Here is a 14,934-nt window from a genome sequence, read left to right on the forward strand (position 1 = left end):
AACCATATAAAAGGCTTAAAGGCAGGAATTAATAATTTTTCTTTTCTTCTTTTATTAGGTAATTGGCAAACAAAAACGACATCGCCAACCGATACAGCAGCTTCAAGGCTGGTATTGATGACTTTCACGTACATCTTTTCTTCAGTAACTTGGCAACTAACGATTTCCAGATTGCGATTATCGGCAAATTCGGGAATGGCGATCGCTAGAATCTCATGATTATCGACGATTCGGTAGCGATTGCTTAAAAACGCCCGCATTTGTCCGCGCAGAGTACGAATGAGTGAGGTTTCGCCTTGCTTTTTACCCAGCCAATAGTTGACATTGGTGGACAAGAGTTCGGGAGATGCCTCGCGCATCCGATCGTAATAGGGTTTGGTGATTTGAAGGCGGCTCGCCATTTGTGCGTGGGCATAGTCGGTTGCGGGCATTATTTCAGCACCATTGTTGGTTTCAAGGTGAAAGTCACCATTGCCGAGCATACTCAAACTTGGGGTTGGAGCATGGAAGTCCCGCTTAGATTCTTGCTGAGCGGTGAGTTCTTCGGCAAGTTGGACGAGAGTAAGACCAGTCTTCATAATATTGTCCTCAAATAAGTTAGTAGTGGAAATGAGAAAGCCGCCAAATCTGTATAGAGTTGGCGGCACATAAAAAGAATCTTTGGGTAGCTGGCAAATTACGTTCGATCGAGTTTTTTCAAAGTCATTTTTTTGTGCTATTAATTTTTTCCATTTCAGCAAAATTATGCTACTTGGCTAAACTGGTAATAATCGCGCCGATCGAGCCAAAGTGCCTCGTCGATCTCTAATTGCATTTGCTTGTCAGCTTCGCTTAGTGGTGGTGAAGCTGTAGTATTCTCTGACTCGATCTTTACGGCGATAATTGGTATGATTGTCATTAGATATAAGCGAGTAATGTTAGTTAAAGATGGCGTTTTGTTTGCGTAAAATGTCATCACAAAGAAAAGCAAGATCTACACGAGGTAGATCTTGCTTTTTGCGTTTGGTCGTAGATTGTAGGTTAATTGGTTCTATTCATCATCTTCATTCAATCGTTCTAATCTGCGGATGCGCCGACTCATCGATCGAGATTTACGGGCATTCTCTTCGATCGCATAATTGAGATCGTCGAATTGAACTTGTTGAGCTGCAAATCCAGAGCGAATAGCTACAACGATTACACCTTCGAGTGAATTATATCGATCTCGCAAGATATTCAAATCCTCTCGCGTTGCTGTAGTATTCTGTTCAAGAGTCGTAACTCGTCCTTTGATCTCAACAATGTCGCCTTTGATCTCAACGATATCGCCTTTGATAGTAATGATATCTTGCTGCATAGCTGATACCATTGGAACGAGCGGCATTAATTGACTTAACTGTTGTTCGATTCTTGCTAATACTTCTTCAGACATAAAAAATAATCCTGGTTTTTACAATTAGATGCCGAATAATAATTGAATTAATATAATTGAATCAATTATAACATCGGCTGTTGACAATTGGCAATTGAAGATGATAAGTCGAGTGTTTTCAGGTGAAAAACTCGTAATAGACTTCGACAATTGCTTCACTAAATGAGAAGTGGCGAGATTCAAACTCGCCAGAGCGCAAACAGACAAAGTGACGACAAGCAGAGATTATACGCACGAGCATTTTGATTTCTCCTGGATGTACGGATAAAGAAGTTAGCAAGTTAACTGTTGGCTTAGTGGCTGTATGTATATGGTGGCGATATTCTTTTACCATCAATACTCAGACATCAAGCACAGAAAGACCCGATCGCCAATTTCGACATAGATTTTAAGTTCTGGCAGTGGAAAATCGGTGTAGTTAATTTCCTTATTCACCCGAATATTTCCATTACCATCATCGCAAATCAATTGCGCTTGCTGAGTTTGGAGATCGACGGTTAACTTCCAGAATTGGCGGTCATCTTGAGCCTTAAATTCTGTATTTTGATAGCTAGCAATCGCATCGATTAGCCAATAACAGCCGTGCTGTTCGAGGAAGCGAATACCATCGGTATAGTCGATACGTCCTAATGGCGTTCGTCGATAATACGAGTTCTCGCTGCCATAGAAGTATCCGAGATGCGATTCCCATTCTTGAGCGTTCAAAGCTTTGGTTGGGGTCATGGTTAAAATCTAATAAGGTGGGTGGATAAAATACATGCAATCGTCAAATAAGCAAGTCAGAATTGCATCTTAACTTGCTTATTTTTTAGTGAATCTGGTAGATAATGCGGATCTAACCACCTGCATCACAAGATTGCGATCGCATCGCTCCATCTGCTCGATATCTCCACCAACTTGCAACGCTGGTTCGATCTGAAGTGGATCGAGCAGCAGCGTCGGTAGGTTGAAGTAACGAGCAGTGTGGATAATTCGGTTGGCTTTGTAATTACCAGCTAGATCGAAATCGGGCAGTACTACTAGCAGCGATCGAGCAAATTTGGCTTTAATCGCTCGGAGTTTATCGAACGTGGTTTGATTGGAATAGTCGCCACCTTGAAAACATAGAGCTGGAATCCCGCGACGATGGCCGATCTCGACGCATTTTTGACCTTCTACGACGAGAATCAGGTTGACGACGTTTGGATAGGGTAGCAGCCGCGACAGTCCGTAGACACACCAGGGCAGACTACCCGCACCGTTAACCCACTCCTTGCCGTTGAAGTGCTGTGGGAAGATCGACTTATCGCCCACCCAATCGATTCGCATCACCCGCTGGGATGGGCTGTAGCGATAGATGGTGCGATTGCCCCTAACTTCACTCAATACCTCATCAGTCATCAAGGGATAACCGAGTTGTTGCGGATGAATGCTGGGGACGATTGAATGAGATATCGACTCAGATTGGCGCGGTTTGGACTGTTTGAAGTCTGGCACCAGCCGCGCCATAATCTCAAGCCGATGCTCTCTAGTAGGGTCGTTCCAACACATCCATTTACCCTCTGGGGAGAAGGTGAGATTGTGACAACCACAAGCGGGGCACCAATACCGATTCTGATAGCGACGGTAGTTGGTGAGGAGATGCTTGTAGTTGGCAAGGACGATTCCCTCAAGGGGACGCTGCGCGAACGGTTCGCGGCTAGAATGGGATGTCATCAGAAAAAAGGGGTATAAACCCTGCCCACTAGCGATAGTAAAGGGCGGCTTTGCATCAAATTAAGCTACAACTAATCCGGTCGATCGACGGAGAAGAGTGACTTTGCTAGCTGTTATCTGTCCCAACCGCTTCCAGTTAGAATCGCTGACAGATATTTGCTTGTGAGTGTCGCCAGAGACATAGCCGATTCCTTTTGGGGAATTAACCAAGTCGCCTTTCCTAAAGCCGTGTCGAGTAGTCGTACCACCATATTTACGGCGGACAGCACCCTTAGCTGGAATCATAAGGTGCAACTGGCGACGAGAATAGGGCGGACGACGCACCACCTTAAAGGTGGCAGACGTAATCTCAACCGAGCCAAACCAATTGCTTCCTCTTTCGTTCGCGCCATGCCACTCTCGATATTGGATAAACCCAGAAGCAGCGATCGCCACACCATCAACGGCATGAGTAGCAAATTCAGGCTTGGACTTATCGGTTTTGTTTTTCTCCAAACCCAGATAACGACGAATAGATGCAGTCTGCCACCCTTCGATTGCGACTACGGGTGCGAATCGTTTTAGTTGTTGCAACATCCAGCGTTGTCCGACCATTACAGCCGAGAAGCCTTTTCCCGATCTCGCTCGTTTGCGTCCAGAAGTCAGGTCTACATCGGCACGAACGTACTCGTAACGGATCTCTGTCACTGGGTACAGTTGATTCAGCTCGGCTACGATTCTAAGTTCGAGTTGGCGGTTAGCACGGATCGAGGGTGCTAACCTACTGGTTCGACGATTAGAGAATCGTTTTTGCCGATGGGCGCGCTTGGCGAATGAAGTCTTGCGATCGATCCGTCTACCTCTGCGCCCTCGTCGCATTAGCCTACGGACATCCATCCGATCTCGTACTGTTTGAAAGGGTAGAATCAGGTGAGCGGTATAGTGGGTAAACTTGGCAGACTGAACGCCTATCCCGCTATAGAGCTTGCCAGGGTCGATACCGATGACGATATCTTGAGTGGCGTAACCCGATGGTTCGGTAGTTAGTTGGAGGTAGAACTGTCCGCAGTCAGACCACTTACCTATAGCTTTGCCAGATTCGAGCCACTTACGGGCGCGACTGGACTTGGTGGGCATGGCTGGGGAGCCATTTGGATTTTGAACTGGTATTCTTTGCATGATTTGGTATAACCCAATTTCTTGTTTAGAGTCTCTTCGCCCACCCAATAAACCATGTCCTGTCTTTAACAGCATCCTTACCAATAGGATTTAGAGTGAATCCGAACTAGAGAAGTATTCGGAAGTCTGTAAGATGATTAGGCTCTTGGGCTATTCACTTCTTAGTTAATAGATTGGTCTATTAATCCTCACTCCTCTAGGGTGAGGTTATTGAACGAATTCTTCTTCGACGATCGATGAATTCACATCGATGGCAGTAGTTCGATCTGGTGGAGCCATAGTATCCTCAATTGCTGGGGTAATTAGCAGATTTTGCGGCGGCGGTGGTGCGGGTAAAGTCAGAACCATCGTTCCAGGAGTCGGATCTGCGAGTAATAACCGTGGACGAGGGTTCATTATCCCTACGACCATATCGGCGATTTCTTCATTAGTACCCAAGAAGAAATCTTCCCAGTTTTCTACGGTGGGAGTGACATAACCATCGATATAGCAAGCGGGTGACTTATTCTTTTCGCCAACGACTTTACGGATGATGTGCGGTTGAAATAGGCACAGTGCGTTGAAAGCTTCGTTGCGGGGACGAAAGTTGGTATTATTTGCCCGTGCTTGACACCGAGCAACAGATACACAAAATTTCTGCCATTCTGTGGATAGAGTGGCCTGATGTGCCCCTTTAGCAACTAATTTCAGTGGGATGTCGTGTAGCGGTTGCTTTTGCTCGTCGAAGAACATCACCAGATAAATTTGGAAGTTGCCGACATTCTCATTTTTCTGTTGGCGATCCCATTTGCCAATGACGACCAGACTCTCATCTTCTTGGGAGGCTTTGCGATCGAACATTCCCAGTTGACAGATCGGGGTTAGAGCCATACGGGGCTGTTTGAGCAAGATACCCACATTTGTCTGACCGGAATTGTAAGCGTACTCTGTCAGCTTGCTGGGGTCGAGGTCGCGCCAACCTGCTTTCTCAGCTTCGGATAATGGGACGAAGTAGCCGCACTGTTTGGGGTCTTCGCCGCGCAGGGCTTGGCAATACGGAAAGGAGAAGTCAGTTGCAGCATAATCGTTGCTCAGGTACTTGTTGTTGATATTAGCAGTCATGAGTTTTTAGAAAATAAAAGTCACGAAAAAAGCACCAGTCGAGGAAACTGGTGTCAGAGGAGAGATTACCAATTAGCTAACCCTCACTTTCACAATGTGAAGCAACGTGGGGCTGGGCGTGGGCTAAGAATTTAGACATACCCACTGCTATAGCAATTGGAGTATGAATTGCCGTACTAGAAATATTTCTAGTACGGCGATCGGCTTTTTTGCAAATAAGATCTCTCACAAATGAATACAAAAGATTTAGACTGAGTGGATCGAGTATCGATCTTTCATCTGTGCATCAGATCGTTTGTTTTTATTACAAAATCAGCTCTGACGCTATTGCCAAGAAAAATAGTAAGGCTCGAATTTCTAGTCTTAATTTTTATACTCTAACCTTTCCTCTCTATGCGTTTTCAAATATCTAACAGACAACGATCAAGCGGCACTTTCGAGAATTGCAATTGCGAATCCAAATGCAATAAGGCGAACAATAAAATTGACGGGTGCAAGGGGATACATTACTGCCGTCATCAAATAACATATAATTTGATAAATAGGTTGAACGATTGTCAGACGAACAGAAGTGAGAAAAAGATACGAGAGAAATACGCCCAAGAACAGCCAACAAGCCGAGCAAACGTACAAAAAAACAGATTCAATCTTCTGAGACAACATAATTATAAATAGAATATTTGAAAGATCTCAACAAATGCTCACAGAGGGAAATATGCTCGATGTAAACACAGCACTTGGCAAGTTACGAGCAGAGAAAAATAAATAAGAGAAAATAGAGGGGAGCGACTCTGGAAGTACAAGGAGCGAAAAGATGATGTTTCCCCTAGTTGGAGTACCCGAAACAATAGCCAAAGGCATGAATGCCTACCGAGGAGTATTCTGTCGGCAAGCAGGATTTGAGCATGTGAGTCGGTACATCAGCGGACTACTGTTAAGCGAAAACAAGACAGTGCAAGGGATATACGCCCAACAGATCTATGCAGAAGGAGAAGGGGTGACACGCCGAGCGATGCACGCAGCAGTATTTGAGGCAGGGTGGGACTCGCAGGAATTAATGACCGAACATCGGCAGCTCGTGGGCAAACAGCACCAGGGGAAGGGCAGAGAAATAATTAGTTTGGATTGGACATTATCCCATCATGAATACGGATTAGAAATCTATGGGGTCAAACGCAGTTACGATTATGTCAATCGGTGCATGAGTAATTATCAAACAGTAGTAACCGCAACGATTGCCAATCCAGAACGAATTGATGGAATCGCTACCGAAGTCCAATTACCGGACTTTAGTAAAGAGGAAAAAAAGTATTTGCAAATGACGGCGCAAGAAAGTTATCAAAGTCAAGAGCAATTAATGCAAAGATTAGTCGAACTGTTGCATTATCAGCGAAACCGACTGGCGTACAGAAAACGGACAGAAATAGCCGTGGATATCGTGCGTCAAGTCGAGTCAGAAGGAGCATTCCCACAAGCAGATTATGCTTTTGACAACGGAGTATTAACGCTAGAGTTAACTCAGCTAATTGAGTCATCAGGAAAACATTGGGTCAGCGAGATTGAAAGTTCGCGATTAATTTTATGGTTGAATAAATGGTGTCGAGTTGATGCAGTTGCTAGTCAATTGCGGACAGCACACCCAGAAAGTTTTCGTCCATTATCAGTACGATGTCGCAATGGTGAGGTCAAACAGTTTTGGACTTTTACTAAAACTATACGCCTCAAACGTTATGGACGAAAACGATTAGTTATTGTGCATGAACGGGAGGATTTAAGTGATGAGCCAAGATTTTTATTAACTGATGCGTTGCATTGGGAAAGTGGTCGAGTTATTCAAACATGGAGTTATCGTTGGACTATCGAGATTTTTCATGAATTTGCTAAACAGGTGACTGGTTTTGAGTCGGCTCAGGTGCGCAATCAGGAGGCGGTTAAACGCCACTTCTGTCTAAGTTGCATATCGCAGTCGTTACTTCAATCCTTACCCTGCCAAGGTCAAAAATCTGAACGATTTATGTTTGCTCACAACCAGCAAACGGTAGGACAGCAACTTTATAGTTTGACTCGCGAAGCTTACCTCCAAATGCTGCATCTGGTGCAAGGTCTATTTGCCCAAAACCATACCTGCGAGCATGTTTTGGAGGTGCTAATGCCTGCTTAGTCTCCTCCATCATATTTTTCTCTGTTCGTAACTTGCCAAGTGCTGTAAACAATCCTTGCATATACGGGCTAAAATCACTAAAATCTGCTTTACCAGAACTGGAATTCTTGCCGCAGATTTAATCGCAAAATGGTAGCAAATCGTCAAGTTCGTATTGAATCGTTCGTTGGATCTCTTCATGATAAACAACAAACGGTTTTGAGATCGAGTCAAAGATATATCGCACTATGCCAATCGCGCCTGTCGCAGTCCGCACGATCGATCCGATGGCAGGATGGACGGTTTGATTAATTGGTTCGGGTTCAACTAGATCGGAGGAAGTCTGGGGTTCTTCTGCGGCGTTCGATCGTGCGATTGCTGGTGGAATCGGGCACTCTGATGTCGATTTGTCTGTAAAGTCCCGATCTGTGGATCGTGCAGAGCGATTCCGCCGTGCGGACACTCCGAGATCGATTATTTGCCGCACATCATCTCGTTCGTCATCACTCAATACCTGCCACAACTCGATTTTTGCAGATCGAGCTAGATCTGCCGTCAGGAATTGGATCTCATCCTGAGTTCTTGCAGCAACAAGCGAGTTTGCCAGCTCGATTGTCGATTCGATTCGATCGAGTTCTGGATGATGCAAGAATTCTAGCAACAGATCGTCAGGAATAGTATCGATCTGCGCTCGAACCTCACAAGCGAGCGTCACCACCGATCTTGCTTGTGGGCAAGCTAGCACAACTGGATCTCGCTCGACTTCCCACATCCCGCTGGCGAGTGCATGGTGAGACACATTCCACGAGCATCCCTGAGCATCACGCACCACCCAATTCAATCCGTTGACAGATACCACGCGGCAATCAAACAATGCAGCATAACTTTTCCGCCCAATTTTGAGAGCGTTCCGTCGCAACTTAGCTCCGATCTCGATCGAACGAGTTGGATCTGGGTCTAAATCTGGCTCGATCTCCATTCGAGGCTCGATCCGAGAGCTACTTTCACTCCCATTACTCATTTCCAAAACCTCTGTAGAATGAAGATCGCAGCAATCGTCAATAAAGCCTTCAGTAGTAAAAGTAATTTGAGTTAACGAGCTTTGTAAGTCTAATAAGACACTTGTATGCTCAACATTGAGAAGATTGGAACGCTCTGGCTCTGACTCTAGTTTGGTGTATAAAAATTGTAAATTGCTAATAGATCCGCATAATAAATTGATGCAGTACACCTGTAAGTGATACTGTAGGAGCAAATTAATAGCAAACACTTCATATAGGATTTTAGGGTGAAATACTGTTATAGAGTCAGCATTTTTAATCGATTGCTTTTGTCGATGGTTTAAACTTGTTTTTTGGGTTAATGGCTCAGCCAGACTTGCTTCTAGAGATTTTAGCTTTAGGGTAAAATCTTTGCTTGAATCTGCTATTTCGACACTCGCCAGACTTCCATTCCAAAGTGACTTATATTTTTTGTCATACAAAGTCACAGTTGAAATTTTCTCATCGTGCAGTTCTTGCCACTGTGTTTGGATCGCTTTGATTCGGTCGGTGATAAGTCGGGGTAACTGTCCTAGCATGACTAGGATCGCCGTTAATCGTTGCTGTGTCTGGTCTGCGGTTTTTTGATTGTGTGTGTTAACTTTTCGCTCCTTTTTCTTGATATGCTTGACTAATTTATCGATCCCAATGCCACGTCGCGCGGGGAATCCACAATAGCCTACGTAGTATTCGTTATCGATCGTGGCGTTTACCCAGTCCCAGATTCGGGATTCAATGTCGCCTTGATGATTGCAATATTCTGAGTAACCCCTGGTGCCAAGGACTGTTTCATGTACCCAGTCAAATAGTTCTTGCTTAACTTCCAGGTCTTTGAACACTACGCCATAGGCAACGAAGATCTGAAGCATTTGGTTTGTTTGTCCTTTCCCCGTCCAGCCAATTGCCATTGTTAACAGCAGGTCTTCTAACCACTCCCTGGCTGCTTCGCTGTAGTCACGGTCTAAATATTGATATTTAGCAATTTTGGTGGTGTAGAGCCGATACGCCCAGTCTAGGGCTACTTCAATCTTGGCAATATCTTCGCCATGTGCTGCGGCTGATGCTTGAGCTAACCTTAGAAACATCGAAACTTGTCCGAGGTGGGTCAGACTTTCTGCATTCGTCACGATATCGCCCCAACGATCGAGGATGTAAGAACCACTGTCTGGTTGCAGGGGCAGTCGATGAGGCTTATAATTACTGAACTTGCCGTTGGTGGTGTATGGCTTGGGGTTGGGAAAAATCTCCAGGTGCCCTGGTTTCGGCTTGAATCCCGCGTTAATTAAGGTGACGTGAACGAGGCTGGCAACGCGGAATGTGTGAAGTTGTTTTGGAAAGAAGTAGTAAACGTGAATCCCACCACTATGGGAGCTTTGAATGAGGACTGGATGGATTAGCCCTTTTTTCTCTAAAACATGCAGAAGTTTTTGGAAAGCTTTGGAATTGTTCGCTGGATGGTAAGGGCTATTGCTATCGATATCCAGCATGGTGTAGAAGGTGCTGGCTCCGAATCCCACTCCTAGCAGAAATAAGGTGCTAGCGTAGTCTTTAATAAATCCGCCACTTTTGAGTTGGTATTTACCGATTGTCTCCCACTGGGGCTTATCGGTATTCTTGGCTTTGATAAAGTGGTAGCCAAGATGGAATAGTCGAGCGAGTTGGCTGTAGAGGTCGATCTGAGGGTTCATTCGGGCGTTCCTAGTGGAATCACCGAGCTTCATTTAAACCTTTATATTTCATCCTCACCCTCGATCCCCGAATCTTTGCTTTAGTGAGATGCAAGCCACACCGTGCAAAGAATGACATTACAACCAAAATTGGTTATAATGAAATTAATAGCCTGTTCTAAAAACTATTATTTGTTGTTTCGGGGATTTGGTGAGACTAAAGTTTGAGGTTTAGACTCAACTCCAGCAAGTCCTGTATGATTTTATCAATTAAGCCCTAGCGCGTAGGAACGTGGGGCTTTTTTGATGTGTACTTTTCCATATTACTTTAATTTAGGTGATTTTAGGCAGTAGAAATTTAATTAGGTCGGCGGACTGTAGCAAATAGGTTGTATAGCCAATATCGATTTTGACTACTCTAGTATGCCCAAAATTAACTCTGGCTTCCGGATCGTGATGTAATTTATCTAATTCAGTCGCGCCAGTGAGGACGATCGCTCTGATAATCGGTTTTTTGCGCTGAGCAGCCGTAGCTCCGATAATCGGTGACTTGACTTTTTGTAACCAATTTGTCTGCTTCTCCAGAGTTTCGAGAATTTGGGTAGTAGTACTCCAGTGCTTTAGTCCTCTCATCCCTGTATGCCGAAGGTAAAACTGCTTGCGAGTTTCATCCCACAGAATGTAGTTGCTCTCATTACTTCTGAGCATCAACGCGAAATTTCGCTGGTCGGCCATTTTGACAAATAAGTCAATCACCCCAAATTCTGTTTTAATTTCGATCGTTAATTTTAGTCCATTATCTCCAAAGCTAGTTAATAATAGCTCGATCGTATTAGTTAGTCTATTAACTCTAGTAATAGCTTCAGTAATTCTTTTCTGAGCATTTGATAGCGCGGAATTTACAGATACATTCGGACTTAATAAAGTCAGTAACGCATAACTAAAGATCGCTTTACCATCAGCCATCGCGATTATCTCGTCTTGCATTATCCGTAGATCGTTCAACGTTGCCCGATTGATTGGATAGCGATCTCGTTTTGGGTGACAAGCTGAGAGTAAATCGCGTTCGAGACATTCCAAGCAAGATGTATTCTTGCCTAGATTGATAATTATTGTTGATGATAGCTCCAGGTAAACTCGACAATCGATCGTCGATTTATTCATTAATATACTTTCAGTTATTGAGTACCCAAGTAACTCAGCAGCCGACAATATCGGTGTGTTTGTAGAAGTTGTCGCTACAGCAATGGGAGATGAGTTTTTTCTCATTTTACTTCTTCATTCTTATTGCTGAAGTTTAAATTAATAAATTTTGTTAGTATTCAAATATACTATGTTGTCTCATGCCGATTTGATGGGAATACATATAAATCTAGTTGTTTTTTATTGGGGACTCGAAGTTAATGAGCGGAACAGAAATTGACGATCGATTAGATAGTTTAGATGATTATGAATATGAGTCTGTAGCATCCAAAGCATCTAAATCGGTAGCACAGACAGAACAGTCACCAGATCGCGATTCTCTCGGATACTTACTCAGGCAAGAAGCCAAGGGGATTCGAGAGCTGGCGCAGAAAACGGTCGATCGACATCAAATATCCGACACCGATCCGGTAGCTGAAGTTTTACAAGCTACAACGATGTTGACGAATCTGGTCGGTAGATTTGAAAATCACACCAGAGAAATCCTGGATTCGCATGGAAATAGCTTGGAAGAAAGAATCGCCCAAACAGTTCGCACGAATATCAGACAGAATGATGCGAAGTTATCGGAGGTTCGAGATGCACTTAAAGAGTCAGGGGAGAGTTTAGACCGGACGCTAGAGATTTTAACCAAGCAATTCAATTCTAATGCACTCGACCGATATACAGACGATATAGTCGCTAAAATCAGCATATCTCAGGGTACGAATACCTTACTAAAACAGGTTCTTCAGAACGAGCAAACGCTCGTGGAAGTTACCAATAAGCTCGATACGATTAAATCTCCGCCAATTCAGACGCATATCCAACAGATTCCCTGGTTCTTTTACGCGATCGGCGCAACGATGGCATTAACATCCGTCATCGCAGCGGGACTAACGTGGAAAAAAGTAGACGAACGGGTGGCAGTTGAAAATTGGTTGAATAGTCCCGACGGAAAACTGGCTAGGCAAATTGTCGTAATTAATAGAGGTGGGCTGACAGCGCAGTGTAAAGCCTCAACACGCAAGCTGAATACACCAGTGCCGATAAATGGGATCGATCGTGACAAGCTCTGCTTTGTGGCGATTCCATAACTAGGGTTTTCTGGAGCGATCGGATTCTTTACAAAAATGTAAAGTCAGGTTAAGTTTGGAGAACAAGTGTGTTCGAGTTTACCAATTAGTCTGATTCTTTGTTAAGGAGGCTACGCTAACAATAACTCCTAAAATACGGTTAATTTCTAGGATCGATCCGAAACATACATTTCGGACATTCTTCTCGATTGCCTGTTAATACACGGTATATATTATATATAAGAATGCTATGCAACATTTTGGAATGCGCTATTTTAGAGACAACTTAGCAGATGTACTAGATCGTGTCGCTGAGGGTGAAACGATTGCACTGACTAGAGAAACAAGGAGACGTAAGAACGATTCAAAAGAACCCAATGTTGTAGCATTTATAGTACCTCCCGAAAATTTACAAACAAATAGCAAGCCGTTAGAAGCAGAGAATTAATCGGAATTCGATTTTTCTCTAAGATAGGCTTTTCTAACAAAAACGATAAGCAGCAGTCGCTTTAGATAGATCTAAAGTGACTGCTTTTTATTATCTAATTTTCACTACTTAATACTGTATTTAGCATATTTACTGAATAAAACGCATTTAACACCCTATTCCAACCTAGCTTAATTATATTCTCAGCTATTTAGCTTACATTCGTCACAAATGTCGATAAATCTTACCTTTACAAAACAATATTACATGGGTTAACTTGTATTCTTAGTCAATAACAATTCTAATCAAGTCAATTTGAACTTTGGAATTAATCGACTTTCGATTCTCAGAAAGATCGTCTAAACAATTCAACATTGGTACATCAAGTACATTGCGTACACACTGGACACAGAGTACATCGCTCGCTCGGCATCTGCTTAATTTAAGGTATTTGCTTAAAACTATTTACCATTATTAAGTAGTCTAGACAAATTGATAGACACCCCACGTATTTACTCACTTATCTGCTGCAATTAAAAACACTAGAAATATGACTATGACTAGAACATTTCGTATCGATCGCCAAAAATCGCGTAACGTATTCGATCGCTTTTATCATTCTTTTTCGGCTGAATTCTGGCTGATTACGGCTAGTGCAATTATTATTTTTGACTGGTGTTTGCATCCTTCGAGCAGTACTGCCGCATTTTTAATGTTGGCGACTGTGAGCTTGGGTGGGTTTGCTCTTTGTTCTACCAATCCAAGAATCGGCAGAACTGCTAGTGATTTCTTACGCAAACACGGTAAAAGTGGCGTATGGCTGATGTTTGTTGGCTTACTGGTCGGGATTACGGTCTTTAATTATGCAACTAGCCCGTCTAGCGCGCTGATCTTGACTAACTCAGGAATTTCAGTCCTTACAACTATTCTTTCTGGTGGTGCTGCTGGTGGTGCTGCTTCTCCTGCTGCGGGGATTCTCAACAACGTGATTCTTGTTTTCCGAGTCCTGTTTTTCCTGGGGTTTATGTGGGCGTTATACAGAGCCTACGACAAATATTCTCAGCAAGCTGAATTATTAGATGTAATCCAGACACCAGTTGTATTACTTATAGTAGTCGGGATTATTGATGCTGCTGCTGGGATATTCCTGGCAACACCAGCACCTTAGCGTTCGGAGATCGAGTCGATCTAACGATTATTAGATCGACTCGATCGAACGGATTTAGTTAATTTTAAACTGTGTAAATATGTCGTGTCTATTAAAGTAAATCGGATTTTATCAAGAAAGCGAAATATTGCTGGCATCCCTGCGGATGTGATGATTCCAGCTCTGTTGCTAGACATTTTAGTATTGATATTTGGATGCGTAACTTTTGGTCTTCCGTGGATGCCGACCATCGTAGTTTGTCTAGCGATCGATGTCGCCTGGGCAATTTTAGTGGCTAGAGGAGTTTGGAGATTTCTCGGCACTTTCCATCATCCATCTCGTTACTACCGCGCCAATATTCGCTACAAGCCCTTCCTACAATTCCTCCAAGATTATGACGCTCGCCCCCAAAAAGCCAAACAAGCAAAGAGAAAACGTCGTCGCTAAAGTTGCAAACAACAAGGTTTCCCACAAAGTTTTACCACGTAAGGATAAGCTTTTGCCTGGTGGTAAGGCTGAAAAAGTATTACCGATCGAGAATGAATTCGATCTGATCTGTCACATTCAATTTGAAGCAGAAGGGCGTAAATTTGGAGCGTATTTATTATCTTGGGCTGAAACTAAATATAGAGCGGTTTTCGGTTTTGATTGTGACGGCATTCATCCAAACTTACCCGACGCACAGCTAGACTCAACGTTTTATCAAACTAGTAATGGATTTAAGGATTTACCTGAAGGTGAGTTGTTAACATTTCATGCGAAGTCTTTCGTTGAAGATAGCGATCGTCGCAACTACTTAATTAAATTAATCAATACTCCCTTCCCGCCAGAAGATTATAGAATAAGGTTGTAGATATGTTGAATCGTATTTGAAATTTGGATTGGAGTCT

The 14,934-nt window shown here is 43.4% G+C and carries 16 protein-coding genes and 1 pseudogene; 6 read left to right on the top strand and 11 right to left on the bottom strand.

Going from position 1 to position 14,934, the window contains the following annotated elements; all coding sequences use genetic code 11:
- From C7B77_RS09675 to C7B77_RS29830, 9 genes and pseudogenes are all read right to left on the bottom strand, one after another.
- Window positions 1-578 (bottom strand): annotated as a pseudogene (locus C7B77_RS09675) (hypothetical protein); the annotation flags it as partial.
- A gap of 164 nt (window positions 579-742) precedes the next feature.
- Complete coding sequence (locus C7B77_RS29825; RefSeq protein ID WP_181243791.1) at window positions 743-898, bottom strand: hypothetical protein; 156 nt, start codon at window positions 896-898, stop codon at window positions 743-745.
- Between the two features lie 132 nt (window positions 899-1,030).
- Window positions 1,031-1,411, bottom strand: coding sequence for a hypothetical protein (locus C7B77_RS09685; RefSeq protein WP_106303424.1), 381 nt, complete (start codon window positions 1,409-1,411; stop codon window positions 1,031-1,033).
- 118 nt (window positions 1,412-1,529) lie between these two features.
- The gene (locus C7B77_RS31375; RefSeq protein ID WP_281261344.1) at window positions 1,530-1,652 is read right to left on the bottom strand and encodes a hypothetical protein; all 123 of its coding nucleotides are present in this window, start codon (window positions 1,650-1,652) and stop codon (window positions 1,530-1,532) included.
- Between the two features lie 92 nt (window positions 1,653-1,744).
- A complete protein-coding gene (locus C7B77_RS09695; RefSeq protein ID WP_106303430.1) occupies window positions 1,745-2,134 on the bottom strand; it encodes a DUF6876 family protein in 390 nt (129 codons plus the stop codon).
- Between the two features lie 78 nt (window positions 2,135-2,212).
- A complete protein-coding gene (locus C7B77_RS09700; protein WP_106303433.1) occupies window positions 2,213-3,106 on the bottom strand; it encodes a hypothetical protein in 894 nt (297 codons plus the stop codon).
- Between the two features lie 60 nt (window positions 3,107-3,166).
- Window positions 3,167-4,264: an RRXRR domain-containing protein gene (locus C7B77_RS09705; protein WP_106303462.1), complete on the bottom strand. Its 1,098-nt coding sequence runs from the start codon at window positions 4,262-4,264 to the stop codon at window positions 3,167-3,169.
- A 207-nt stretch (window positions 4,265-4,471) separates the two neighbouring features.
- Window positions 4,472-5,365, bottom strand: coding sequence for a DUF5895 domain-containing protein (locus tag C7B77_RS09710; RefSeq protein WP_219892062.1), 894 nt, complete (start codon window positions 5,363-5,365; stop codon window positions 4,472-4,474).
- Window positions 5,366-5,441: 76 nt separating this feature from the next.
- Window positions 5,442-5,594, bottom strand: coding sequence for a hypothetical protein (locus C7B77_RS29830; protein WP_181243792.1), 153 nt, complete (start codon window positions 5,592-5,594; stop codon window positions 5,442-5,444).
- 588 nt (window positions 5,595-6,182) lie between these two features.
- On the opposite strand from C7B77_RS29830, the gene C7B77_RS09715 reads away from it, so the two are divergent.
- Entirely contained in the window at window positions 6,183-7,526 is a 1,344-nt protein-coding gene (locus tag C7B77_RS09715; RefSeq protein WP_106303436.1) for a hypothetical protein, read from the top strand.
- Window positions 7,527-7,644: 118 nt separating this feature from the next.
- On the opposite strand, the gene C7B77_RS09720 is transcribed toward C7B77_RS09715, so the two are convergent.
- Entirely contained in the window at window positions 7,645-10,233 is a 2,589-nt protein-coding gene (locus C7B77_RS09720) for a hypothetical protein (protein ID WP_106303439.1), read from the bottom strand.
- A gap of 312 nt (window positions 10,234-10,545) precedes the next feature.
- Window positions 10,546-11,376 (bottom strand): hypothetical protein, encoded by an 831-nt coding sequence (locus C7B77_RS09725; RefSeq protein WP_146138253.1) that lies wholly within the window; start codon window positions 11,374-11,376, stop codon window positions 10,546-10,548.
- A gap of 239 nt (window positions 11,377-11,615) precedes the next feature.
- On the opposite strand from C7B77_RS09725, the gene C7B77_RS09735 reads away from it, so the two are divergent.
- The 5 genes from C7B77_RS09735 to C7B77_RS09750 all read left to right on the top strand — a co-directional run bounded on the left by C7B77_RS09735 (window position 11,616) and on the right by C7B77_RS09750 (window position 14,897).
- Window positions 11,616-12,491, top strand: coding sequence for a hypothetical protein (locus tag C7B77_RS09735; protein WP_106303450.1), 876 nt, complete (start codon window positions 11,616-11,618; stop codon window positions 12,489-12,491).
- 229 nt (window positions 12,492-12,720) lie between these two features.
- The gene (locus tag C7B77_RS29165; protein ID WP_146138254.1) at window positions 12,721-12,918 is read left to right on the top strand and encodes a type II toxin-antitoxin system Phd/YefM family antitoxin; all 198 of its coding nucleotides are present in this window, start codon (window positions 12,721-12,723) and stop codon (window positions 12,916-12,918) included.
- A gap of 535 nt (window positions 12,919-13,453) precedes the next feature.
- The gene (locus C7B77_RS09740; RefSeq protein ID WP_106303453.1) at window positions 13,454-14,065 is read left to right on the top strand and encodes a hypothetical protein; all 612 of its coding nucleotides are present in this window, start codon (window positions 13,454-13,456) and stop codon (window positions 14,063-14,065) included.
- Window positions 14,066-14,149: 84 nt separating this feature from the next.
- On the top strand, window positions 14,150-14,491 hold the full coding sequence (locus C7B77_RS29170) for a hypothetical protein (RefSeq protein WP_146138255.1): 342 nt from the start codon (window positions 14,150-14,152) through the stop codon (window positions 14,489-14,491).
- Window positions 14,439-14,897 carry a hypothetical protein gene (locus C7B77_RS09750; protein ID WP_106303459.1) on the top strand — a complete coding sequence of 153 codons (459 nt, stop codon included), beginning with the start codon at window positions 14,439-14,441 and terminating at the stop codon, window positions 14,895-14,897. Before C7B77_RS29170 ends, C7B77_RS09750 begins: the two co-directional genes overlap by 53 nt.
- The last annotated feature ends 37 nt before the right edge of the window (window positions 14,898-14,934 follow it).

The sequence above is a fragment of the Chamaesiphon polymorphus CCALA 037 genome (assembly GCF_003003845.1).
Taxonomy (GTDB): domain Bacteria; phylum Cyanobacteriota; class Cyanobacteriia; order Cyanobacteriales; family Chamaesiphonaceae; genus Chamaesiphon; species Chamaesiphon polymorphus.